This is a genomic window from Streptococcus moroccensis, assembly GCF_030812835.1.
GTDB lineage: Bacteria > Bacillota > Bacilli > Lactobacillales > Streptococcaceae > Streptococcus > Streptococcus moroccensis.
The window spans coordinates 95,605-119,407 of sequence record NZ_JAUSTM010000006.1 but is presented as its reverse complement, the minus strand read 5'-3'; the positions used below and the strand labels follow the sequence as shown (position 1 = coordinate 119,407).

Below are 23,803 nucleotides of genomic sequence, written 5' to 3'. Positions count from 1 at the left end.
ATTGTATCGCGTTTGGAGTTTTTTGGTATAACCAGCGATGCGCACCCGCATAGCGGGTGGTTTATTTGTTTCGCACCTGCGGAGCGAAACGGACTGAAAGTCACATAATGTAAAAACAAGCACTTTATTATTGAAAGTGCTTGTTTTTTATGCTTAGGCTTATCCTTTAACCATCTAAAGGGGGAAATCACTGGGTTGCCAAATTGGGACACCCTTATAGTACTTTAATTCTTCCTTACACGACAGAACACGGAGAGCGCCATTAGCCATTGCTTCCATTTCAAACTCCCCGGGATAAGCAACAATAGGAGCAATCCACTCACAATAATCCTTTATTTGTAGAACCAAATTTTCATTGTAAACCATGCCACCACTTAACAAGATTGCTGACACATTCCCTTTTAAAACGGTAGCCATTTGCCCAATCGTCTTACTAATTTGATATAACATGGTGTCCCAAACAAGTTTACTCGGCTCATCTCCTTGATTTGCCTGTTCAGAAATCTCCCTCGCATCTGAGGTTCCCAGTAAACTCACTAGACCTCCTGTTTGCGTACAGAACTTTTTAAGGTCTTCAGAGGTGCAACCTTCCTGAATGAGTTCAATAACAGTGGATAAGCCTAGACTTCCCGAACGCGTTGGAGCAAAAGGACCTTCTCCACCTACAATGTCAATGCCATCTACCATTCTCCCTTTTCTATGAGCAGAGACAGATATTCCCCCTCCAATATGACAGACGATATAGTTTTTATTTCTATACGCTTCACCCATCAATTGAGCATGATGAAGTGCTGTCTCTTTAAGATTCAAAGCATGCAGATGACTCGTCCGATAATGACCTTTTATGCCCGTCAATCTTGCTAAATCTTGATACTCATCTGTATCCGGTGGATTGACTACATAGGCTGAACAAGAAGATTGTTCCGCAAAATAGGCTGCCAATTGAGGTCCTAAACAAGCTGGATGTTCTACACCATTTGCGCAGTTTTTCGCATCTGTCAGTAAGCAATCATCTATTTTGTAAACACCACCTTCAACAGCTAATAAACCACCTCCACGTCCAACTACTGCATCAAACATAGTAGCATTGATTGCTTGTTGTTGCAAAAAATCTTCAATAACTTTTTTTCGATAAGAGAATTGTTCGCTAATATGAGAAAAGGTTGCTAATTCATCTGATTGATGGGCGACATTTTCACTCAATAAACACTCTTTTCCTACAAAATAGGCAATCTTAGTTGAGGTCGACCCAGGGTTTATCGTTAACACACGGTATTCATTCATAGAAATTTCTCCTAATACATTGCTCGCACAGCTGTCAAGGCGATATTTCCTACTAATTCTGATACTGGTGCACTACGAGAACAATCACTGATAACCTTATTCATTCCAGTAATCATCGGTCCATAGGCATCCGCATGTGCAAATTGTTGTAAAAGTTTTACACCAATGTTTCCTGCATTTAAGTCTGGGAAGATTAATACATTAGCTTGACCTGCCACATTACTATCAGTAAGGACTTTTTTCTTCGCTACCATAGGATTCATTGCTGTATCCAACTGAAATTCACCTTCAATTAGCAAATCTGGACGCTTCTCTTGAGCAATTTTGACTGCTTTAACAACCTTATCGACTAATTCTCCTGTTCCACTTCCTTGCGTTGAATAGGACAAAAAAGCACAGTGTGGTTCCCAGTCTAGTAAAGATTTCACCGTATCACAAGTCGCGATAGCAATATCAGAAAGGCTTTCAGAAGTCGGATTCTGACAGACCGCTGCATCGCCAAAAGCTATCAGAGAACCTTGTGCCCCTTCAAATCCAGGAATGTCTAAAATACCACAGCTCGAAACTGTTTCAATATTTTTTTGTAAGCATAGTATGCTTTGACCTGCCAAGATTACTTCACCAGTAGGGTGTGATAAGCCTGCAAATACTGCATCAACCTTATCAATCGCTGTCAGAACCATCGCATAATAAAGTGGATCTGAAAGACGACGTCTGAGAGATTTTCCTTTAAACAGGGCATAAGAATATGTCTCATAAGAAGAAGCGAGCTTCTCTACTGTTTCTTCATCCTCAATATCATAAAACTCAAAAATATCACGGTCTATCCCTAAGCGTTGACATTCCGAAGTCATAGAGGCTAGTTTTCCAACCAAAACGGGTATAATGTAGCCTGCCTGAGCAGCTTTAGATGCAGCAAGAAGTATCTTCTCTTCCTCTGCCTCAGGGAAAACCATGCGCGCCGGTCTTTCTTGTGCTTTCTGATAAATCCTATCCATCATCGCCATAAACACACCTACATCTCTGCTTCTACAAAAGCCACAACATCACCAACTGTATTAAATTTTCCTGCTTCCGAAAGCGGAATCATAACATCTAACTCATCTTCAATATTGGCAATCAAACTCACCATTGCTAAAGATGAAGCTGCAAGTTCATCTTTAAACGATGTTTCTAAAGACAACTCCTCAACTGATACATTAAAGGCTTGAGCTGTAAGTTCCATAATAGTTTGTTTTACTTCTGACATTTTTTCTACCTTTCTATTCTTCCATAAAGTCTTTATCAACCTCAAATGCGACCATTTTGTAGCCATCACGTGGAACTATAATCGCATGTACAGGTACTTCTGGCAAATGCTTTTCTACAAAGTCACGATGCTTTTTCTTAATTCCTTTTATCATGCAATTAAAGTAAGCACCTTCTTCAATTTCAACAGAGCCATACACATAAGGTTTCATATCATCATTCACTGGCTGATGCGTCATCATCCCAGGAAGGAAAAAGTCAATCATCTTCCCTTTCCCTGAGATTTCAACCCATTCCATATCATGTAATTCACCGCAAGTATTACACGTTAAAACTGGTGGGAATTCAACTGCTTGACAGCCTGTGCACTTACGACCGAGTAAACGACCTTCATCCAACCCATCATAGTATGTTTTTACAATTTTTTCCATGAAAATCCTCTTCCTTTATAAGTTTCTCAAAATAGTAGCAGAAACATTTTGTCCACCACCAAATCCACGCAACATGGTTGTTTTTGGTAATTGCTTCACTTGACGTTCACCACATTCCCCACGCATCTGTTTTACGGCTTCGTAAATATCTGCAAGACCTGAGGCAGCATGAGCATGTCCAAATGATGTTCGCCCACCATTCGTATTAATTGGTTTGTCTCCATCAAATCGTGTTCGACCGTCTAGCACATACTGATAACCTTCATTTTCAGGCAAATAACCAGCTATTTCCGCAGCATCTAAATGGGAAGTAATAATAAAATCATTAGCATAAAACAAGTCAATTTCTTCTGGTTTTACCCCAGTAACTTCATATACTTGGCGACAAGCTTCACGTGTAGCACGACGTTCCAAGTGTGGATTAGATGCTTCCAAGGCTGACGATCCGGTACCTAAAATCTCAATTGGATGATCCGTGTATTTATAGGCCATTTCTGTTGGACAAACAATGATGGCCGCTGCACCTTCGCTACGCTCTTCTAAACCACTAACACGCATATAATCTCCAATCTTAGGGTTAAATGGAGATTGTAAAAATTCCATTGCAGAAGCAAATCCTTTTTCTTTAGCAATAGCATCATATGTTGTTTGTAATTTAGCTAATGGATTTTTAGAAGCATTGTAGCGATTATTGATGGCCATAGCGCAGAGAACTTCATCCATCGTTTTGGCATCCAGCTGATGATCTCTTGCATACAAAGATGCTAGGTCATCAAATACGGTATACATACCAGCCTGCATGCCACGTGTATAAGCACGATCATAGATAAATTTTAGAGATGAATTAAATTCCTCTAGACTAAAACCTCGACGTTTATGGGCTGGTTGTCCGTCAACCGGAAGGCTAGCTCCCATATCTGCTGCACCCGTTAATACTATGTCATATTTACCAGAAGCTACTGCCATAACAGCAATCTCCAAAGCTAAATATCCTGTACAGCAAGCTTCTGAGTGATGCATGGAACCTTTTCCCTTCATACCAAACCAGTTTGCCACTTGCATGTTTGGTGTAATATACTCAGAAACAAAGCTAGCGTTTGCCTGTCCATGGAAATAATAATCAATATCCTTAGGCTGAACACCTGCATCCTTCATTGCTTCAATGGCAGCGTAGCCAAAAAGTTCTCCTTCTGTTAGACCTTCTGTTTCAGGACTACCAAGAATTTCCATAAATGGGGTACACCCAACTCCGATAATTGATACACTACGACCATACGGCTTAAGTGTTGTGCGATTTAATACTCCTTGATGTTCCATATATTTTCCTCTCTTTAACATTTTATTTTGTTAGACTTTCTATCATTCTATCTGTGAAAAAAGAAACGAGCAGAGCTGTGAGGTAAAAAGTAGGTAATTGCTTTAGCCAAATACTAAGTGTTTCTTTATTGAATGACATCGCTTGTACAGATAAAATAAACGTAATAACGGTTACGTTTATAAAGGCAGTTATCACTAATGCTAACCTAGCGGAAGAAATTTTACTTCGTTCAGATAAGATTGAACTCCACTTATCAATCGGTAAAACACTCACTAACACCATAGCTATGAGAAATCCTTCTACTGTAGGAACCATAAAATTTTCTGTTGTCGGTCCTTCATTGATCAGTATCAGGTTAACAATACTAAATGCAATAGAGACAGTTCCATTCATTAGAATTGCAAACTGTAATTTTGTCATATACGCTCCTTTCTTAACTAAAATTATACTGAATTGATGAGGGTAATTTATCGTAAGCCCTTACAAAAAATATTTAAAAAGTGGTATAATATTTGTAAAATATTACAATAGGGAGAAATAATGCGTCTAGATGATATTTTAACTACTATCACTTCACATTCAATTACGATTGCTAAATTGGGTGATAGTTCTATCAATATTACCGATTGTCAAGAGACTACATGGACTACTTTAGAAAGTAATCCAGAACATTCCATTTTTTGGTTTATCGCAGATCCCTTTGTTAAACCTACTCTAGTACATTTTGAGCCTGTCACGATTCTGTGCATAAAAGAAACAAAAATCGAGCCAATTCGTCGTTGCTACCCTAATGCAACGATTATTCTAGCAGCGACATTACAGCAATTTGAAGAAATTAAACAAGTTGTTAGAAATTCTTTACATATGAATTATGTTGCCTTAGAACGCCTATCTGAGGCCTATCATGCTGTTTTTTCGGGTGCTAATTTTCAAAAATTATCTGAAATTGGTAGTGCTATTTTCGGAAATCCTATTTTTATATTAGATAACTTGGGAAACTATATTGCTTTTCCACCTTTTCAACAAGATGAAGAGACAATTCTCCAGCAAGAACGCCAACGAGGATACATATTGGCAAGTGACTTATCCGAATTAAAACGATTAAAAGTAGATCAGATTTTACAAGAAACAGAAAAAGCCTATCTTTTTGAAAATCCCATTTTAAATCATCAGACTTTGGTTGATTTTATTCGATTAAACGGTTCTGTTTTGGGTCGCCTAATGACATATGATAAGAACAAACCTTTAACAGAAGGTGACCGTATTGTCTTTATGCACTTTGCACGTATTGTTGCATTAGCTTTTAGCCAAGATAAAAACTATCTCATGAACAAGGATGCACCATACTCCTACTTCTTACAATCACTACTTAATAGGGAATACAATACTCCAGTGATGGGAAATACCCAATTAGAAGAGTTAGGATTGCATGTTCAACATTACAAACGAGTTTTGTCTGTTCATTTTTTGAATCCTGATATAACAGAAAACAATCGCCTCGTTATTGCACAACAATTAAAAAAACTGTTAGGAAATGCACTTTTCATGTTTCATGAAAATCGGCTTATTTTCTTAGCTTCTGGTCTTCAAAAAGATTTTCTACAAGCAAAGGTTTGTGAGTTGCTAGATTTCTGTCAAATATCACAGATTCGCCTGAGTGCAAGCCATATCTTTTATGATTTTTCACAGTTTCGACAACTGTATCATCAAGCATTACAAGTAGAACAACTCGTACAAAAATACCAGTTAAATGGTTCTCTTTTTTCTTATCGCTATATGAACAGCCTCATCATGCTGGATTCCCATCGTACACACCAAACTTCTTTTATTCATCCCGATATATTAGAGTTGTTGGAGTACGATAAACAAAAAAATAATCAGTTACTTATCACACTAGCAACCTACATTCTCTTTAATCAAGATACTGAAGAAATTTCAAATTATTTATATGTGCATCCCAATACCCTTCGCTATCGCATCAAAAAAATAAAAACAATACTACAAAATAATTTAACAGATTGGCTTCTTTTGAAAACGTATTATGATTCGCTTGTTCAACTCTTCCAGCTAGGAGAAATTTCCAATCAAGATTTAATCATTCGAAATGATCGTTATTTTTTATAGACGAAAATAAAAGGCTGAAGTAGGTCCTGCACCCTCAAAATGAGACATAAGAAAAACACTCCTGTTGAAATCGAGTAAACTAGAAATAGGAGTGTTTTATTATGGTCAAAAAAGTGTATTCTGTGGAAACTAAGTTAGCCTGTATCCAGATGAAAAAAGCAGGTAAGAGCAATAAGGTCATCAAAGAGACTCTAGGGATTAAAAATAATAGTCAAATCTATACTTGGATGAAGTGGCATGAACAGGATGAAATGCACCGCCTTCATCAACCTGTAGGAAAACAATATACCTACGACAAAGGGATGAAGCAACTATCTGAAGTAGAACAGTTGAGATTACAGTGGAACTGCTAAAAAAGAATCGAAGCTTGATAAGAAACTCGACAAAGTAAGTCTTATCAAGCTAGTGGAAGAATACAAGAAACTGTATCCAGTGTCCCTTATTCTAGACTGTTTCGATGTCAAACGCTCCACCTTCTACCGTTGGAAATCTGAGGGGATAAGGACAGAACAAAGAGAGGAAGTGATAGATAAAATCGAGTATCTCTGTATGGAAAATCAGTTCATCTACGGTTATCGTACCATCACTCGACTGCTCAAGAAGAGTTTTGATCTCGTCGTGAATCGTAAGAAAGTCTATCGTATCATGAAGGAAAAGGGCTGGCTCTGTCGAACACGGCCTAAGAAGACAGCCAATTTAGGAAAGCCATACTATGTGACAGAAAATAAGCTAGACCGCGACTTTCATACAGATAAACCAATGCAGAAGCTTGTCACAGATATCACTTATCTCTACTTTGGAAACTGTAAACTTTACTTATCCTCTATCATGGACCTCTACAATCGTGAAATTGTGGCTTATACTATCTCAGATTGCGAAGATACGGACTTTGTGCTGGACACACTCAATCAGCTAGACTTGCCTCAAGGTGCGCTGCTGCACAGCGACCAGGGCTCGGTCTATACTTCGAAGGCATACTTTCAGGCTTGCACAGAAAAAGGCATCACCCACTCCATGTCCCGTAAAGGAACACTAGCGGATAATGCCTGCATCGAATGGTTCCATTCCGTTCTAAAGTCTGAAACCTTCTATCTCCACAAGTGGAGAAATCTAACTAAGAACAGTATAAAAGATATTGTGCAAAATTACATCATATTTTATAATGAAATGAGGATTCAACAGAGATTAAACGATCAGTCTCCTGTTCAATACAGAAAACTGGCCGCCTAAAGAGTGTTTTTCTACTGTCCCATTAGTGGGGTGCAGTGCCATAATCAGCCTTTTTCTATCCTTTAAACGAATCAATAATTGCCTTTCCAGCCATTCTTCCCGAATTAACAGCAAATCCCATTGAATTCCCTGGAAGAGTAAAGTTGTAACTATCTCCATAAATGGTGTTCGCATCTGAACCTGCACTATAAAGTCCTTGAATCCACTTACCGTCTTTATCCAGAACTTGACAACTAGAATTAATACGCACGCCACCCATCGTTCCATATGCACCAACGTAGTATTTACCTACTAAATAGCCACCTTCTCCAGTTAATGGATGAAGATACTTCACATCTTTATAGAACAATTCATCTACACCTGTCTCGCAGTAATGATTGTATTGTTCAATCGTTTCAGACAACTTTTGGACAGGAATGCTTAGTTTGTCTGCCAACTCATCTAAAGTATCTGCTGTAATAATACCTTCATAGTTATTCTCTTTAGCTTTTTGGATGTCTTGGTCAATAATGTGGAACCCTTGAACCGGATGAACAAAATCTACAATATCCGGTCCATTCTCTTGGTACTCTTTTAGGATGGCCCGATCCATAATACAATATGCATAGTGTCCAGGCTGAAGGTCAATTGCATTACCTGCAAAGGTTGTGTTCCCCATGAAGCCTTCATTCATAAACCGTTCTCCATGTTGATTAATCAGAAGATTTGGTTGCCGAAGAACCCCATCCGCAATCATATATTGAAGATTATGTGGCAAGACAAAAATAGCTTCAGTAGCAAGTCCGAATTTTTGAGCACCTGCTTCCCACATCATTTTCAGACCTTCCCCAGTGATTCCTGGCACATTAAAAGTATAAAAATCCTTATTCAATTCATAACCAAATTCGTCTTGAATCATTTGTGGATTAGAACCAAATCCACCTGTGGCAACCACGACAGCCTTAGCTCTTGCTATTATCACTTGCCCTTCCTTAGTTTGAGCCCGCAGACCAACGACCTCGTTATTTTCGACAAGTAACTCTTCAACAGGTGTATTCAAATAGAAGGTAACTCCTAGTGATTTCGCCCGTTCAGTCATGGCTTTGTTCATAGGAGCTGCAGCCCCTGGTCCAATTTTTCCTTCGTTATCAACAATATGCCAAGTCGCTTCAGACTCTTTGAAATAACGGAAAGCACCTGCGAATTTCACTCCCATTTCTTCAAGCCATTCAATCGTATCTGCAGAGAGATTAAAATAAGTTTGTACTAAACCACTATCTACGCGATAATGAGTGTACTCCATTTGCTTAGTCAATGCATCTTTCACGGATAGATCATTGAACATTGCCTTTTGGATTTTTGTATTAATACCCAGAGGTCCCATACCCATATTGGCAGTTCCACCGGTGATAGATTGTTTCTCAAATACCACCACAGATAGCCCTGCTTCTGCCGCTGTAACTGCTGCAGCAAGTCCTGCAGGACCAGCGGCTACAATTGCCACATCAACTAAAATTTCTCTATCAGATAAATCTTGCTCTTCTTGAAGGCCTGCTTTTTTCATAGCATCTTTTACAGCATCCATAATAGCATGGGAAGACACCGTTGCTCCACTAACAGCATCAACCTCTGTCGACTGAGCAGCTACAATTCTACCTGGAATGAGACTAGCTGCATTATCAGGATAAGCTGGGGAACCATGGTCTCCAAGTACCTTTACAGATAGCAATTTCCCATCCAGAATTTGAACTTCAACATCATAATTTCCGTGTTGACCTTCACCAGTTCCAATAAATGTTCCATTTTTGAGAGTAGTCATTCGTAAGTCTCCTTTTGTAATCGTTACCAAGATAATAGCATATTTTTAGAAAAAGCAATTTGTTTGATAGAACAAATATATAGTGATTTTAATAACAAAAATTGTTATTGATTACAAAAATAATCCTACTTAATAATCACTCAAAATTCTATCAATCTAGTTTCTTAGAAATCCATAACCTTAAACAATTTAAAATCATTATTTCTGATAAGCTGCCTGATGAAATACCCATAGAGGCAACAAACAAAGGTTGAATGGAATGGATTGGATTGGAAATAAATATTTATCTCTGTAATCAGTTTGTTAAACTAGTTCTTGGAAACGTCTTGATTACAAACTTGAGAAAAACGGATATTCGTTCATTCTACATCTTTTTAGCTGAAGAACGCAAAGTTAAAGTCAATACGATAGACAGTATTCATACTGTTTTGCACCAGGTTCTGGAGATAACGGTCGAAGATTGCCCTGCCCTCCCCCACTAATGGGACAGTAGAAAAACACTCTTTAGGCGGCCAGTTTTCTGTATTGAACAGGAGTGAAAAGGCAACACTTTTCTAAATAATTTTTATAAAGTGTTTTTAAAGCGATAATTCGTTTTGTCGTAGGCGTTTGGTAGTTAAGACTACCATGAATGCGATGGTGATTCCACCAGTGGACATAATCTTTCGTTTTGAGGGCTAATTCTTCCAGCGAATGAAAGGTTTCTTGGTTGATAAACTCCAGTTTGAAGGAACGTTAGGTGCTCTCAGCGACGGCATTGTCATAGGGACAACCAGCTTGACTGAGAGAACGGTTGATACTAAAAGCTTGAAGCATCTCATCAATTAGCTGATTGTCAAACTCCTTGCCGCGATCAGAATGGAACAACTTGACCTTGGTTAGTGCATAAGGGATGCTTTGAATGGCTTGTTTGACAAGTTCTGCGCTCTTCTACCAACCGACTGATCAACCAATAATGTCAAGATTATAGAGGTCAATAATCAAGCAAACAAAAGCCCAACGCTGACCAACACGGACATAGGTCAAATCTGTCACAATCGCTTCCAGTGGTCTTTCTTGGTGGAATTGTCTGGCTAAGAGATTTGGAATAGGGGCTTCGTTTTTCCCTTTAGAATGTGGCTTAAAGCTAGCCTGCTGGTAAACAGATACGAGATTTAAGCGCTTCATTATCCGACGAATCCGACGGCGAGAGAGTATGATGTCGTCCTTTTCCAAGCATTTCTTGATTTTACGAGCGCCATATCTAGACTTGCTTTCATGGAAAATCGTTTTAATGGTTTCCTCGAGAACCGCCTCGGACACCGGTTCTACAGTTTGGTAGTAATAACTTGAGCGTGGGATGTTCAGCCAGCGACACATAGCGGAAATGCTATATTTATCCTTGTTAGCAGTGATTATTTGCCTTTTTGTGCCATAATCACTGCCGCTTGCTTTAGGATGTCTAATTGCGTTTCGAGTTGTTTATTGCGTTTTCTGAGTACGATCAGTTCCCGTTGTTCATCTGTCAGATTATCAACAGACTTGAAGGAGCTAGTCGTTTTAGCTTGTCTGACCCACTTATTGAAGGCTGAGGGGGTTAAATCATATTCTTTGATCAGCGCACTTCGTTTCATCCCTGCATTGTGAAGGTCAACGATTTGTTGTTTAAAGTCATCGGTAAAGTGGCGACGTATTTTTCTAGACATATCTGTTCTCCTGTTTTCTTTAAGTGTAGAACACTTTATAAATTCTGTCTAGTTTAGTGTAACCGATTCACCTTATTGCTTTTGCCTGCTTTTTTCATCTGGATACAGGCTAACTTAGTTTCCACAGAATACACTTTTTTGGCCATAATAAAACACTCCTGTTTCTAGTTTACTAGATTTCAACAGGAGTGTTTTTCTTATGTCTCATTTTGTGGGTGCAGGGCCGCTAACTATCTGAACTCGAATCCTTCCGATAATGCCTTAAAATAGCTCTGACAATCAAGACCTCAGGGGAAAAAACGAAAAAAAGCTCTGACGATTCAGGAAAAAAATTATTTGAATCTTATATCGGAAAAAACGGCAAACATTATAGATTAATGCACTTCTATTCCCTACGATGAAGTAATCACGCTTAAAAACCTTGATATTATAAGGTTTTGAGAGATAGAATGGCATAACATAACAAACATTTAACAAAAATTCACAGATTTTAAGTCAATAAAAACCGAACTACCCTAAACTTAGAAATTTAATTCTAAGTGGGGTGTTCGTTTTTAATTGTTATCACACTAAATCGTCCAATCCAGTTCTGGTCCTTTTGGAACGATCCCTGTTGGATTGATGGTTTTGTGGCTACCATAGTAGTGTCGTTTGATGTGGTCAAAGTTGACGGTCTCTGCTATGCCCGGAAGATTGTAAATGCGTTTGGTGTAATTCCAAAGATTTGGATAATCAACTAGCCGTTTGAGGTTGCATTTGAAATGGCCATGATAGACCGCATCAAACCGCACCAAGGTCGTAAAGAGTCGAATGTCTGCTTCAGTCAACTGGTTGCCGACCAGATACTCTTTATCTGCTAGACGGTCTTCCAGCTGGTCCAAGGCGGCAAAAAGGGCGGTGACTTCTTTTTCATAGACGGCTTGGTCTGTCGCAAAGCCAGCCTTGTAGACACCGTTATTGATGGTGTCATAGACAAAGCTATTCACTGCATCGATATCTGCTCGCAAGGCTTCAGGATAATAATCGTCTGTATTTCCCGTCATCTCATTAAAGGCGGTGTTAAAGATCCGTAAGATTTCGGAGGATTCGTTGTTGACAATGGTCTGTGTTTTCTTGTCCCAGAGAACCGGAACCGTCACGCGTCCTGAATAATCGGGCTGTGCAGCGGTGTAGACCTGGTAAAGGAAATCGCTGTGGTTGACAGTGTCCTCAACCACCCCTTCTCCAGTTTCAAAGGTCCACCCATTTTCCAACATCAAGGGATGGACGATGGAGAGACTGATGTGGTCTTCTAAACCTTTGAGTTTTCGCATCATCAGGGCCCGGCAGGCCCAAGGGCAGGCGAGGGAGATATAGAGATGATATCGACCAGACTCGGCTTTAAAACCGGATTCCCCTGTCGGCCCTGCTGTTCCATCTGGTATGATCCAGTTACGAAATTGGGTGGTCGTGCGGACAAAGTTTCCGCCTGTTGATTTGGTGTCGTACCACTTGTCATGCCAGTGTCCATCAATCAGTAATCCCATCTTTTCCTCCTTATCGGTTGTTGGCAAAGTAAGCCCGAACTTTAGGCGCTACTTCTTCTCCGTATAAACGGATGGCTTTTAAGACTTCTTCATGTGGCATCGATCCTAGGGGCAGATGAAGCATGAAGCGATCGAGACCCAGACTTTCGATCAAAGCAATGATTTTCCGAGCAACGTGGTCTGGGTCCCCGACAATCATGGCACCGTCTGGCCCGATGGCTTGCTCGTACTGGGCGTAGGTCATCTCTGACCAATGCGGTCTGGTTTTTGCGATCCCATCGACGGTTTGCTTGGTTGGGTAGAAGTATTTAGCGACGGCTTCTTCTTGACTGTCTGCGATAAAGCCCCAGGAATGAGCACCGACCTTGAGATCTCCTTTCTTGTGCCCTGCTTGTTCACCCACCTGATGGTAGGCGTTAATCAAGCGTTTAAAGTACATGGGATTGCCCCCAATAATAGCATAAACAATGGGCAAGCCGAGTTGGGCAATCTTAATGGTTGACTCAACATTGCCACCAGTTGCCACCCAGATTGGGAGTGTTTCCTGCACAGAACGCGGGTAGACGTCTTTACCGGCTACGGTTTGTGCCAGTTGTCCCTGCCAAGTGAGCTGAGGCGCCCGACGTGTTTCAAGGAGCATAGCCAATTTTTCATCAAAGAGTGCCTCATAATCTTTGAGATCATACCCAAAGAGAGGGAATGACTCGATAAAAGACCCACGGCCAGCCATGATCTCGGCTCTGCTATTTGACAAGGCATCAATCGAAGCAAACTGCTGGTAAACCCTAACAGGATCCGCACTCGACAAAACGGTCACAGCAGAGGTCAAGCGAATGTGCTTGGTGTTAACAGCACCAGCCGCCAAGACAATCTCAGGGGCTGACACCGCAAAATCCTCACGATGATGTTCCCCAATCCCATAAACATCAAGCCCGACCTGGTCAGCCAGTTCAATCTCCGCTACTAGCTGGCGAATCCGCTCAGCATGGCTGAACACCTCACCACTGCCTTCTAAGGGTGTTGTCTCCCCAAAAGTTGAAATCCCTAATTCAATCATCTGTTTACCTCTATTTCTTTATAAACTTATGTTATCACTAATTATTGATTAACGCAACTGATTGAACTAAAAAGCGATAGGAATGCTCCTACCGCCTTTCTGCTCTATAGCAATGTCATCATATCTTTTACATGTCTGAAACAGCAAAGTAATAGCGTTCTCCTGTCTCACTAATATAGCTATACCAATACTCACCATCTTGTTCAAAATACTGATCACAAAGGACATAGCTACCAGCTGGATAGTCAAAAACTGGTTCAGTCGATCTATCAGGAAAAGCATAGACAGGGACATCTCGGATAATGGCGATACTGCCTTCAGGAATCGTTGTTGTTGCGTCACTTGGATTTGAAAAGGGTTGCGCAGCAGTACTGGTTGAAACCTTATAAAATGGATGATTTTCAGATCCAGCACTCTGACCAGCAGTCATAGCATCCTGTCCAAAATTTAGGCCAGATGGGCTATTTTTGCCTTTAGGAATCATATAAAGCCCTGCACCACCTACAGCTGAATGAATCGGTTGTAGGCCAAAGCTAGCTAATCCTTGATCTGAAAGACCAAGAAAACCAATCATATTCTCATCTGAAACAAGTCCGTTGTTATTAAAGACTAAGGTTTGGCCAAGGTCATTTTGCCAAGTTCCTGCTATACTTGAAAAATCTCCCTTTGCAATAGCCTCTACATTCATCCCAGTAACTGGGGTTGCCTCAGAACTACTGGATGTTTGCTTTTTAGAGTTCTCTGTCGTTGAAGCTGCGGTTGAAGAAGAGGACTTCGTTTCTGCTGTTTTTTTAGGAGACGTGGAAGACTTGGTTGTTGTTTCTTTTTTGTCTTGATGATTACTTGTTGATTTTTTTTCTGACGAGGAAGCACTCTTACTTGTTTTTGTTTTAGACGTGTCCTTTGTTTGAGTGGTTACCGCACTCGAACTGGATTGGCTCTCTTTCTTGTCATCCTTGTTGCTACACGCGCTAAAAAGAATGATCCCACTCATAAGGGTCACAATTGCTGCTAACGTCTTTCCTTTCATGTCAATCCTCCATATTAAAGTACTTTTCTGATTACTAACTATTATACCAAATGGTCAGATTTTTTCAAGTTTCTCTGTAATCTATTTGTAACTTATTTGACATATTTTTAATTTATTTTAAATAATACAGAAAATAGCGAATATAGTAATCAATCAAAAGCCAAGCGTCATCGTTTCAGACCACTTGGCTTTGATTCTTAGTTACTTTCCCAATTAGCTGGATGTCGCATCCATTCAGCTGTTCCTTTGTCCATCTCCAACCTCATATCACCAATAATTGGCAATTTTTCAAGAAGGAGATAATCATAATTGCTGTAATTATAAAGATGGATCCCATGACCGGTCTCCCCGGTGAATTCAAAACGATAGAGAACATGTGCATCGTCGGGAACATCACTAAAAATTTCTGTCCCTTCTACCGTTCCTCCAGCTTGACCAATGTATTCTCCAAAAACATCGAGTACTTCTTGGTTCGTTGACTCAAAAATATTGTTATTTTCCGTATCATAGACCGTGATTTTCTCTTGGCTAACCGTTTTAGCGCCAAATAGGGAGCAACCAGTTAACAAAAAGACTGTTAAAGAGATACTGACATAGATTAGAACCTTCTTCATCTGAGACTCCTTTTCTCCTACTCGTAACGGAGGGCTTCGATAGGGTTAAGCTTGCTAGCCTTGTTGGCCGGTAAAAGCCCAAAGACAATACCAATAAGGGCTGAAAAGGCAATGGCACCAAGGGCCACATCAAGAGAAACAGATAACGGAATGGCCATAGCAGGGTTGCTTGCCATGAGGCCTTCAATGATTTTGGTAACAATAAAAGCAAAAACTAGACCAATCGCACCACCAATCATCGTCAAAACCATAGCTTCAATTAAGAACTGAGTCAAGATTTTAAAACGAGTCGCTCCAAGAGCTTTACGAAGACCGATTTCTCGGGTCCGCTCGGTCACGGATACCAGCATGATATTCATAACACCGATTCCTCCGACCAGGAGGGAGATCCCTGCAATGGCACCGATAATGGTTGTCATAAGACCAAAGGAAGCGTTGATTTCTTCCACGATACCGCTGATATCAAAGGTCGTAAAACGACCGCCTTTTTCAGCAACTCCGGATACCTCAGTCAATTTTGCAGCAGCCATATCCCCAATCTCCGTTGCACGTTTGGGATCAGAGATGTGAATGTAGGCAGATCCCACTTCAGAGCTCCCAAATTCAGCTGCAAGCTGGACGTTAGTCATTAGGGCGCTTCCTTCTGAAGCCATGCCGTAAATCGCTGTCCCAGCATTTGGATCTTCATAAACCCCGATGATGAGGAAACTTTTGCTGCCGACGGTAACTATCTTATTAATAGCAGAAGCCATATCACTAAAAAGTTTTTCAGCCAGGGTTTGATCGACCATAATGATACTAGCATAGGTTGCGTAATCCTGAGGCCGGAAGCTCCGTCCAGCTAGGACCTTGTAGTCCTTGACTTCAAAGTAGGTTTTGTTCCCACCTGTTAGGGTCACAGACTCAGCTGTTTTGTTTTCATAACTGACAGCATCCATAGCGCTGTTGGTTACATAATAGTTCTCAACACCGTCGATTTCCCTGAGGGGAAGCAACCACTCCTCCTTAATTTCAGGGACATCTTCACTATAAGGGATGCCTATAAACCCACTGTCCGCAGACTCTTCTGTGGATTCATAATAGAGTTGCAGGTCTTGCTGGTCTTGAGAGAAACTACTGATGACCTGATCCGTCATCCCACGCCCCAAAGCCATGATGACCACGACTGCGGCAACCCCAATGATAATCCCTAACATGGTCAGGAAAGAGCGCATCTTATGGCTCCATATTGAGGAGAGGGCAAATTTCCAGTTTTCCATTAGATTTCCCCTCCTTTTCTGGTGTCTTCAGTGATGACGCCATCACGAAGCACGATTTGCCTTGTGGCATAGGCCGCGATTTCAGGTTCATGAGTAACCATGATAATGGTCTTGCCTTCGCGGTTTAGATCTGTCAAAAGGTCCATGATTTGTGCGCCCGTCTTGGTATCAAGGGCCCCTGTCGGTTCATCAGCTAGGATAATTGCAGGGCTGTTCACCAGGGCACGCGCGATAGCGACCCGCTGTTTCTGACCACCAGATAATTCTGATGGCAAATGATGCATGCGCTCCACGAGTTCTACTTTTTCTAAGTATTGTTTAGACAGCTCACGGCGCTTGCTCGGTGAAACACCGGCATAAATCAAGGGCAATTCAACGTTTTGAAGGGCATTGAGCTTGGCTAAGAGAAAAAATTGCTGGAAGACAAAGCCAATTTGCTGGTTGCGGACCTTGGCCAATTCCTGATCACCCAGGCTGTCTACTTCTTGGCCTTCTAGGTCATAGTTGCCAGAGGTTGGCTTGTCCAAAAGGCCAATAATGTTCATCAGGGTTGATTTCCCAGAACCTGATGGGCCCATGATGGCGACAAATTCTCCTTCATCGATGGTTAGGCTGATATCCTTAAGAACCCGAAGTTCCTGATCACCGTTTTGATAGGATTTGTTAATGTTGGTGATTTCAATCAGTGGTTTTGTCATTGACTGTCACCTCCTGACCGTCTTTAAGGTCCATGGTTGGATCAGCAAGAACGATGTCTCCTGCATTGAGACCGCTGGTCACTTGCTGGTTCTCGCCATCAGCGTTTCCAACTTCCACATCGACACGCTTGATTGTTTTGCTAGCTTTGTCATAAGTATAAACGTAGAAATTGGTGTCATCATCAGTCAAGACTGCTGCTACAGGCACCACGATCCCTTTTTGGTCTGTATTAACTTGGACGCTAACGGTGAAACCTTGTTTGAGCTCACCAAGTTCACTGGTCAAAGCCACTTTGAACGGGTATTTAGAGGCAGAGCCACCCGAGCCAGTCCCTGCTGAGGCAACACTGGCTTCACCAGCATTAGCTGGGTAATCAGAGATATAGCTGACTTTACCATTCCAGGTTTTATCGGGATAGACCTTTGAAGTGATCGTCACTTCTTGGTCTTTTTTGATATTAGCCAGGTTGTACTCAGACATTTCCCCAGCAACCACTAAACTACCACTGTTGACAATATGAACAACGGTCTGTGCTGAGCTCGTCGTGCTCTTGGTCACATCACGGTTCACTTCGACCACTGTCCCTGAAACAGTACTCTTCACATTGGCATCATCAAGGGCCACTTTAGCCTTGTCCACAGCCGCTGCGGCATCCGCCCTCGCATCTTGGAGATCCTGCATTTGACCATCGACGGTGCGTTGCGCTGTTGAGAAGGCTTCTTGATCCGTCTCAGCATCTCCTGTTTCAGCAACAGTAACACCATAAGTATTCAATTCGTAAATTTGACGATCCACTTTATTGAGGGCACGAACAGCCGCATCATAAGCAGACTGTGCGTCTGCTGACTCATAAGTCACCAAGGTTTGCCCGGCCTGAACCTGATCGCCAACGTTAACGGCAATTGAGGCAATTTCGCCCTTAGTCGCATCATAATAGACGTACTGTTCTTCGTTGGCCTTAACTGTTCCTGTCAATAGCGTCGAAGAGGTCAACTGGCCTTCTTTAGCTTGAGCTGTTGTGTAAGTCATCTCGGCATCTGTTGCTTGCTGCTTGGTAGCAGATCCTGTGAGTCCAAGGGCCAAAATCCCCACAACAGCTGCGACAACAAGGGCTCCAAGGCCAATAACGGCAACCTTAAACCCTTTACTCTTTCCTTTAAACATAGGTTTCTCCTTTTTGTATCTTTGTTCTGTTTATATAATACAATTTCTAGAACTGTTTGGCAAGTATTTTCCTAAAAAATTGGAAGCAAGTTAGGCGTAGCAGATTTTTGACCTGAATTTTAAAAAAGACTACAATAAGACTAACAAGAACAAGACACTATATGGAGGATCTTATGGTAAAAGAATTTGATGCTATCGCAATTGGTGGAGGGTCTGGTGGATCTGGCTTTGTCAATCGCGCAGCCATGCACGGTGCTAACGTTGCTGTGATCGAGGGCGGCTTGGTTGGCGGGACCTGTGTCAATCTCGGGTGTGTCCCTAAAAAGATCATGTGGTATGGCGCTCAAGTCGCTGAAACCTTCCACTACTATGGACCAGATTATGGCTTCACTGCTGATAAAACCCAGTTTGACTTTGCTAAACTCCGTGAAAACCGTGAAGGTTATGTCGGCCGCTCCCGCAATGGCTACGCCAATAACTGGAACCGTAATGGCGTGACTCACATTGAGGGCTTCGCCCACTTTGTGGACAGCAAAACGATTGAGGTCAATGGCGAGCACTACACGGCTAAGCACATCTTAATCGCAACCGGTGCCCAACCTGCCCTTCCAGACCTACCTGGTGTTGAGCTGGGTGAAACTTCTGACGATTTTTTTGCCTGGGAAAGCCTGCCAGAGTCTGTTGCTGTGGTCGGTGCTGGCTACATTGCTGTTGAACTTGCAGGAGTTTTACACGGCCTTGGGGTCAAAACGGACCTCTTTGTCCGCAAGGAAAGCCCTCTACGCAACTTCGATCCTTATATCGTTGAAGCCTTGGTCGAGGAAATGGAGCGGACCAAGCTACCGCTTCACACCCATAAGGTGCCTAGCAAGCTTGAACCATTAGAAAACGGTCATCTGCAATTGACCTTTGAAGATGGCACGACACACACAGCCGAACGGGTTATCTGGGCCATTGGTCGCCGTCCAAATATCAGCTCTCTTAATTTGGAAGCAGCGGGAGTTACCTTGACTGACCGAGGGTTTATCGCCGTCGATGAATTCCAAAACACAGTTGTCCCAACTATCTATGCCCTTGGTGATGTGACCGGCGAAAAAGAATTAACCCCTGTGGCCATCAAGGCAGGACGTCTCTTGGCGGAGCGCCTCTTTAACGGGCAAACTCAAGCCAAAATGGACTACAAGGACATCCCAACAGTGGTCTTCTCCCACCCAGCGATCGGTACTGTCGGCATGACTGAACCGGAAGCCATCAAGGCTTTCGGTGATGACCAAGTCAAGGTTTATACCTCAAGCTTTGCGTCCATGTACTCAGCTGTCACCCAGCATCGCCAAATGACCAAGCTCAAACTGGTCGTGACTGGTGAGGATGAAAAAGTTGTCGGTCTTCACGGTATCGGCTATGGGGTTGACGAGATGATTCAAGGCTTCTCCGTTGCCATAAAGATGGGAGCAACCAAGGCAGACTTCGATGCTGTTGTGGCTATCCACCCAACCGGTTCTGAAGAATTTGTCACCATGCGTTAAAAACACCATATAAAAACCAATCCAAGTTCAATACTGGATTGGTTTTTATATGACAAAAGCTACTGTTCCCTGTAACAAGACGATGCAACTTAGGCTAATCCCAGTTCTTCATAGGGCTTACGGTAGCCGATTTGAAGGACCTTATCGCCATCTGCCAGGATAGGACGTTTGATTAACATGCCGTCTGCAGCCAAGAGGTCGAGCGCTTCGTCCTCAGAGAGGGTCGGCAACTTGTCCTTGAGACCAAGAGCCTTGTAGGAGTTACCACTGGTGTTAAAGAAGGATTTGAGCGGGTAATCACCTGAATCTAGCCAAGCTTTCAGCTGTACCTTACTCGGTGGGGTTTCCTTGATATTGATGGTGTCCACTTCAAGACCAAGTGTTTTTAATTCTGCTTTGGCCTTCTTGCAGGTCGAGCAAACTGGGTATTCGTAAATGGTTAACATAAGGTCCTCATTTCTGTTGTAAAATCGCAAAGCGGGGAATCGCACCACGCCTGCTCATGGTTTAGGAGCCAGATTTTCTTATCAAGGCCGCCGGCATAGCCTGTCAGCTGGCCAGATGCTCCCAGTACCCGGTGACAGGGGATAAAAAGGCTCAGGGGATTGCGACCTACCGCTCCTCCTATGGCTTGCGCAGATTGGCAGTTTAAGCTTCTAGCCAGTTGACCGTAAGTCACGGTCTCTCCCTTGGGAATCTCTGAAAGCAACGCCCAAACCCTGGTTTGAAAAGGTGTGCCTAGCGGAGCTAAGGCTGGCAGCTCTGCCATTTCCCCTTTAAAATACGCGTCTAACCAGGAAAGTGCTTGGGATAGAGGAGGATTGATGGTCGAGATGACAGGTGTCTCCTTAAAGCCTTTTTCAAAATGCTTTTGGCCGACAAAGTAGGCGCCAAGTAGGGCATCATCATCAGCTAGCAGGCTCATGGGGCCTAGCGGAGAGGTGAAAACGGTTCGATAGATTGGCCTAATCGGCTTCATAGAAATCGCCGACATTTTGCACCAGGGCTCTTTCGTTTTTGCCCTTGATCTTTTGATAGGCTAGGCGTTCGCCATCAATGGGAACCTTGCCACAGTACACATAGCCCAGCTTGGTCAAGATGTGCTGCATGATGGTATTTTTCTCATGGGTATCGCAACGAAAATCCCTGGCATTGTGGCCTTCAATCAAGCCCTGTAAGAAGGTTTGGGCCACCTGTTGTCCAGAATAATCTGATGCTACTGCAATCCGGTGGAAAACCGTATAGCGCGGGTTATTGTGGGCCCATTTGCCATCGTAAATCTTCTCATAGGCTGGATCACCGCTGTCAATAACAGCTGCATAAGCGACAATCTTACCCTCAATCAGGCCAACATAGCCATGGCCCGCTAGGATATCCTCGATGGCATTATCCGCATTGGGATACCCATCTTCGCCCTGCCACTGGTCACTGCCAGATGCTGCCAAAAAAGCTCTCGCCTGATCAAAAATCTCCACAATCCGATTGACTTCATTAGGGTGTGCTAATCTGATTTCCATCTTTTTGTCTCCCTCTGATTTGCTATTCTTCTATGATACTATTTTTAAGGCTGAGACGCAAGAAAACCCAGACTAAGCTGGGTTTTCTGAGGACGTAGACAAACCCTAGTTTTCTGTCAGAAGGACAATACGAAGTTCTTGCAAGGATTTAAAGAGTTGATTTTTTGCGAGCTAAGCGAGCAATTAGCAATTATCGAAACTTTCCGCTGTGATAAAAGTGCCTGAAACTATTGCGTTTCAGGCACTCGGAAGTTTTGAGACCTTAGGCTCAAAACTTAGGTTTGGAATCCCGAAGGGAGTCGCTACCGTCCGTTATCACCTAAGGAAAGTTTAAAAAGAGACTTTGTCTTCAATCTGGGAAAAGCCAGACGAAGCTGGGCTTTCTATGACATTGTGTGACTGAGTCTTTCTACTTGCTTTGTTGGAAAAGCCATTCCATCATGGCAATTGAGCGATAGGCATAGTCAAAGCTAGCCATGTGGTAGGCGGAGCTTCCTTGGAAGTTAGAATCACTGATATCAATTGTGCCAGATGCCCATGAAATAAAGTAAGCATTGGTGTCATTGGCAATCAACTCTTCTGTTGCTGCGCTCAATTGGTCTGGGGTCCAAGTCCCGTCCCACTGGGCATAAGTATAAGCTTCCCCGTCTTCATCATACATGGCCATCACTTCTTGCAAACCAGCCCAAGCATTTTCGTCATCTTCAGCAGCGAAGTAAACGATGTTTTGGCCTTCAAGTCCTGAAAGGGTGCTGATATCCCATTGCCCATCAACAATCATTACGCCTGCATAAAGGTCCGGATATTGACTGGCCAAGATAAGGGTTGTCATCGCACCCATCGATTGACCTGTCCCGTAAATACGGTTAGTGTCAACTGCGTACTCTTGGCTAGCATAGTCGATAAAGCGTTTAGTCAATTCCACATATTCCGTCGTTGTGTAACTGCCATGGTCATCCAATATGGTTTCAGGGTAGGTTGGTACCAAAACAATGGATTCATTGACGGATTGCCACTCTTCGCAAGCCCAGACATTTGCACCCAGCCCTTGCGTCAGGGAAACTGTCGCATCATCCCCAGTGGTACTGCTATCGCCAATAAAGACCACTGTTGGGTATGCTTTAGACTCATCATAATTTTCCGGTAAGTAAACATTATAAGTAATGGTCAGACCCGTTTCTTCGTCTGTGTAGTCAACTTGCGTAAATTGTGATGCGGTCGCACTGATCAACGCGTCCTCATCTTCTGCTAGGACATTGTTAACCACCCCAACGAGCGTGTCTGTCGTCGATGTATTTTCTGCACTGGTGGATGTGGTGGTTTCTGATGAAGGCGTGCTTGTTTCAGATGTGGTTGAGCAGGCAGCCAGTGTTAAAACCATAGCTGACGCCGTTAGGGTTAAAAGAATTTTTTTCATAAAATAGACCTCAATTTCTTGTTGATAAGACTAGTTTAGGGTAAACTAAAAGAAAAAAATATAGTCCAGACTAATTTTCAGAGGTGTTTATGAAAACTTTAAGCCAGTATTTTCATTTAGGAAGCCACCTAAGCTTTCAAGCAGGTCAAAACATCACCACATCTGATGACAAGGGGCATTCTGAGGATATCTATATCCTGAGTAAGGGCACCTGTGCTTTATTAACCCAATCTCCGAAAGGGGCCGAAAAGGTCTATGCCTATTATAGTGGTCTCCGCATCATCGGTTTTGCCCCGTTTTTATTTCAAGAATCCCATAGCAGTACAGTCATTTGGTCTTCCTTTACCATCCAGGCACGTACCCCTGTGGAGGTTTACCGATTGAGCCAAACGGCCTTTAAAACCTTATTGACGGATACTCTATTCTTAAGCCTAGTTGCAGAGACGCTTGTTGAAAATAATATTCAGCTGATTCAACACTTTAAGAGTTTAGTGGAAGAGCCTGTTACCTTGCGGTTTAGCCGCTTTGTCCTAGAACAAACGCAGCTTGACAACGGCCGGCTAGCTTTGCCACCCTTCTTTAAATATCAGGAAATCGCTGATTATTTGTCCATTCATCCAGTCACTGTTGCAAAATTGGTTAAAGTCCTTTGTAGCCAAGGCATTCTTAAAAAATCTGGGCAACGAATTTTTCTAATCAACAAGCAAAAGCTCCTCACCATTCTTGAGGAGCAAAACGATTTTCCGTATTAAATCAGTTGATTGTCACATAAAAACCTAGTAAGGTGAGGCTCCGTCCTTAGTCCTGCTTGGATTTTTATTTCGGTAAGATCAAGAACTGCTGTTTATGAGCAATCGGCTTTTACGACTCATCTTC

General features: G+C 42.3%; 22 protein-coding genes and 2 pseudogenes. 5 read left to right on the top strand and 19 right to left on the bottom strand.

Annotated elements, in window-relative coordinates; genetic code table 11:
• Window positions 1–174: 174 nt before the first annotated feature.
• Genes buk through J2S23_RS04430 form a run of 6 tightly spaced genes read right to left on the bottom strand, consistent with a single transcriptional unit; the run spans window position 175 to window position 4,701 of the window.
• Complete coding sequence (gene buk, locus J2S23_RS04455) at window positions 175–1,284, bottom strand: butyrate kinase (protein WP_307121549.1); 1,110 nt, start codon at window positions 1,282–1,284, stop codon at window positions 175–177.
• A gap of 11 nt (window positions 1,285–1,295) precedes the next feature.
• Window positions 1,296–2,285 (bottom strand): phosphate acyltransferase, encoded by a 990-nt coding sequence (locus J2S23_RS04450; RefSeq protein ID WP_307121548.1) that lies wholly within the window; start codon window positions 2,283–2,285, stop codon window positions 1,296–1,298.
• A gap of 14 nt (window positions 2,286–2,299) precedes the next feature.
• Complete coding sequence (locus tag J2S23_RS04445; protein WP_370868692.1) at window positions 2,300–2,533, bottom strand: acyl carrier protein; 234 nt, start codon at window positions 2,531–2,533, stop codon at window positions 2,300–2,302.
• Between the two features lie 13 nt (window positions 2,534–2,546).
• On the bottom strand, window positions 2,547–2,963 hold the full coding sequence (locus tag J2S23_RS04440; RefSeq protein ID WP_307121547.1) for a Zn-ribbon domain-containing OB-fold protein: 417 nt from the start codon (window positions 2,961–2,963) through the stop codon (window positions 2,547–2,549).
• A 15-nt stretch (window positions 2,964–2,978) separates the two neighbouring features.
• Window positions 2,979–4,280 (bottom strand): thiolase family protein, encoded by a 1,302-nt coding sequence (locus J2S23_RS04435; RefSeq protein WP_307121546.1) that lies wholly within the window; start codon window positions 4,278–4,280, stop codon window positions 2,979–2,981.
• A gap of 22 nt (window positions 4,281–4,302) precedes the next feature.
• The gene (locus J2S23_RS04430) at window positions 4,303–4,701 is read right to left on the bottom strand and encodes a hypothetical protein (protein ID WP_307121545.1); all 399 of its coding nucleotides are present in this window, start codon (window positions 4,699–4,701) and stop codon (window positions 4,303–4,305) included.
• Window positions 4,702–4,821: 120 nt separating this feature from the next.
• Here J2S23_RS04430 and J2S23_RS04425 point away from each other — a divergent pair, with 120 nt between their 5' ends.
• The gene (locus J2S23_RS04425) at window positions 4,822–6,405 is read left to right on the top strand and encodes a PucR family transcriptional regulator (protein ID WP_307121544.1); all 1,584 of its coding nucleotides are present in this window, start codon (window positions 4,822–4,824) and stop codon (window positions 6,403–6,405) included.
• Window positions 6,406–6,503: 98 nt separating this feature from the next.
• A pseudogene (locus J2S23_RS04420) lies at window positions 6,504–7,635 on the top strand (IS3 family transposase).
• A gap of 55 nt (window positions 7,636–7,690) precedes the next feature.
• On the opposite strand, the gene J2S23_RS04415 reads toward J2S23_RS04420, so the two are convergent.
• Window positions 7,691–9,433 (bottom strand): FAD-dependent oxidoreductase, encoded by a 1,743-nt coding sequence (locus tag J2S23_RS04415; RefSeq protein WP_307121543.1) that lies wholly within the window; start codon window positions 9,431–9,433, stop codon window positions 7,691–7,693.
• A 254-nt stretch (window positions 9,434–9,687) separates the two neighbouring features.
• On the opposite strand from J2S23_RS04415, the gene J2S23_RS04410 reads away from it, so the two are divergent.
• A complete protein-coding gene (locus J2S23_RS04410) occupies window positions 9,688–9,915 on the top strand; it encodes a hypothetical protein (protein ID WP_307121542.1) in 228 nt (75 codons plus the stop codon).
• Window positions 9,916–10,015: 100 nt separating this feature from the next.
• Here the strand turns inward: J2S23_RS04410 and J2S23_RS04405 are convergent.
• The 8 genes and pseudogenes from J2S23_RS04405 to J2S23_RS04370 form a co-directional block, all read right to left on the bottom strand.
• Window positions 10,016–11,118 (bottom strand): annotated as a pseudogene (locus J2S23_RS04405) (IS3 family transposase); the annotation flags it as partial.
• Window positions 11,119–11,687: 569 nt separating this feature from the next.
• Complete coding sequence (locus J2S23_RS04400; RefSeq protein WP_307121541.1) at window positions 11,688–12,644, bottom strand: glutathione S-transferase family protein; 957 nt, start codon at window positions 12,642–12,644, stop codon at window positions 11,688–11,690.
• Between the two features lie 10 nt (window positions 12,645–12,654).
• Window positions 12,655–13,701 carry an LLM class flavin-dependent oxidoreductase gene (locus J2S23_RS04395; RefSeq protein WP_307121540.1) on the bottom strand — a complete coding sequence of 349 codons (1,047 nt, stop codon included), beginning with the start codon at window positions 13,699–13,701 and terminating at the stop codon, window positions 12,655–12,657.
• 127 nt (window positions 13,702–13,828) lie between these two features.
• Window positions 13,829–14,731, bottom strand: a complete 903-nt coding sequence (locus J2S23_RS04390) for a DUF6287 domain-containing protein (RefSeq protein ID WP_307121539.1) — start codon at window positions 14,729–14,731, stop codon at window positions 13,829–13,831.
• Between the two features lie 197 nt (window positions 14,732–14,928).
• Window positions 14,929–15,345, bottom strand: a complete 417-nt coding sequence (locus J2S23_RS04385) for a hypothetical protein (protein ID WP_307121538.1) — start codon at window positions 15,343–15,345, stop codon at window positions 14,929–14,931.
• A gap of 17 nt (window positions 15,346–15,362) precedes the next feature.
• A complete protein-coding gene (locus tag J2S23_RS04380) occupies window positions 15,363–16,604 on the bottom strand; it encodes an ABC transporter permease (protein WP_307121537.1) in 1,242 nt (413 codons plus the stop codon).
• Window positions 16,604–17,302, bottom strand: a complete 699-nt coding sequence (locus J2S23_RS04375) for an ABC transporter ATP-binding protein (protein WP_307121536.1) — start codon at window positions 17,300–17,302, stop codon at window positions 16,604–16,606. Before J2S23_RS04375 ends, J2S23_RS04380 begins: the two co-directional genes overlap by 1 nt.
• A complete protein-coding gene (locus tag J2S23_RS04370) occupies window positions 17,283–18,467 on the bottom strand; it encodes an efflux RND transporter periplasmic adaptor subunit (protein WP_307121535.1) in 1,185 nt (394 codons plus the stop codon). The genes J2S23_RS04375 and J2S23_RS04370 overlap by 20 nt, the downstream gene beginning before the upstream one ends.
• Before the next feature lie 173 nt (window positions 18,468–18,640).
• Here J2S23_RS04370 and gorA point away from each other — a divergent pair, with 173 nt between their 5' ends.
• The gene (gorA, locus tag J2S23_RS04365) at window positions 18,641–19,993 is read left to right on the top strand and encodes a glutathione-disulfide reductase (RefSeq protein ID WP_307121534.1); all 1,353 of its coding nucleotides are present in this window, start codon (window positions 18,641–18,643) and stop codon (window positions 19,991–19,993) included.
• 89 nt (window positions 19,994–20,082) lie between these two features.
• Here the strand turns inward: gorA and J2S23_RS04360 are convergent, their stop codons facing one another.
• From J2S23_RS04360 to J2S23_RS04345, 4 genes are all read right to left on the bottom strand, one after another.
• Window positions 20,083–20,439, bottom strand: coding sequence for an arsenate reductase family protein (locus J2S23_RS04360; protein WP_307121533.1), 357 nt, complete (start codon window positions 20,437–20,439; stop codon window positions 20,083–20,085).
• Window positions 20,433–20,987: a methylated-DNA--[protein]-cysteine S-methyltransferase gene (locus J2S23_RS04355; protein ID WP_307121532.1), complete on the bottom strand. Its 555-nt coding sequence runs from the start codon at window positions 20,985–20,987 to the stop codon at window positions 20,433–20,435. The genes J2S23_RS04360 and J2S23_RS04355 overlap by 7 nt, the downstream gene beginning before the upstream one ends.
• A complete protein-coding gene (locus J2S23_RS04350; RefSeq protein ID WP_307121531.1) occupies window positions 20,959–21,510 on the bottom strand; it encodes a GNAT family N-acetyltransferase in 552 nt (183 codons plus the stop codon). The genes J2S23_RS04355 and J2S23_RS04350 overlap by 29 nt, the downstream gene beginning before the upstream one ends.
• Window positions 21,511–21,919: 409 nt before the next feature.
• Window positions 21,920–22,927 (bottom strand): carboxylesterase family protein, encoded by a 1,008-nt coding sequence (locus J2S23_RS04345; RefSeq protein WP_307121530.1) that lies wholly within the window; start codon window positions 22,925–22,927, stop codon window positions 21,920–21,922.
• Window positions 22,928–23,016: 89 nt separating this feature from the next.
• On the opposite strand from J2S23_RS04345, the gene J2S23_RS04340 reads away from it, so the two are divergent.
• Entirely contained in the window at window positions 23,017–23,679 is a 663-nt protein-coding gene (locus J2S23_RS04340) for a Crp/Fnr family transcriptional regulator (protein ID WP_307121529.1), read from the top strand.
• The last annotated feature ends 124 nt before the right edge of the window (window positions 23,680–23,803 follow it).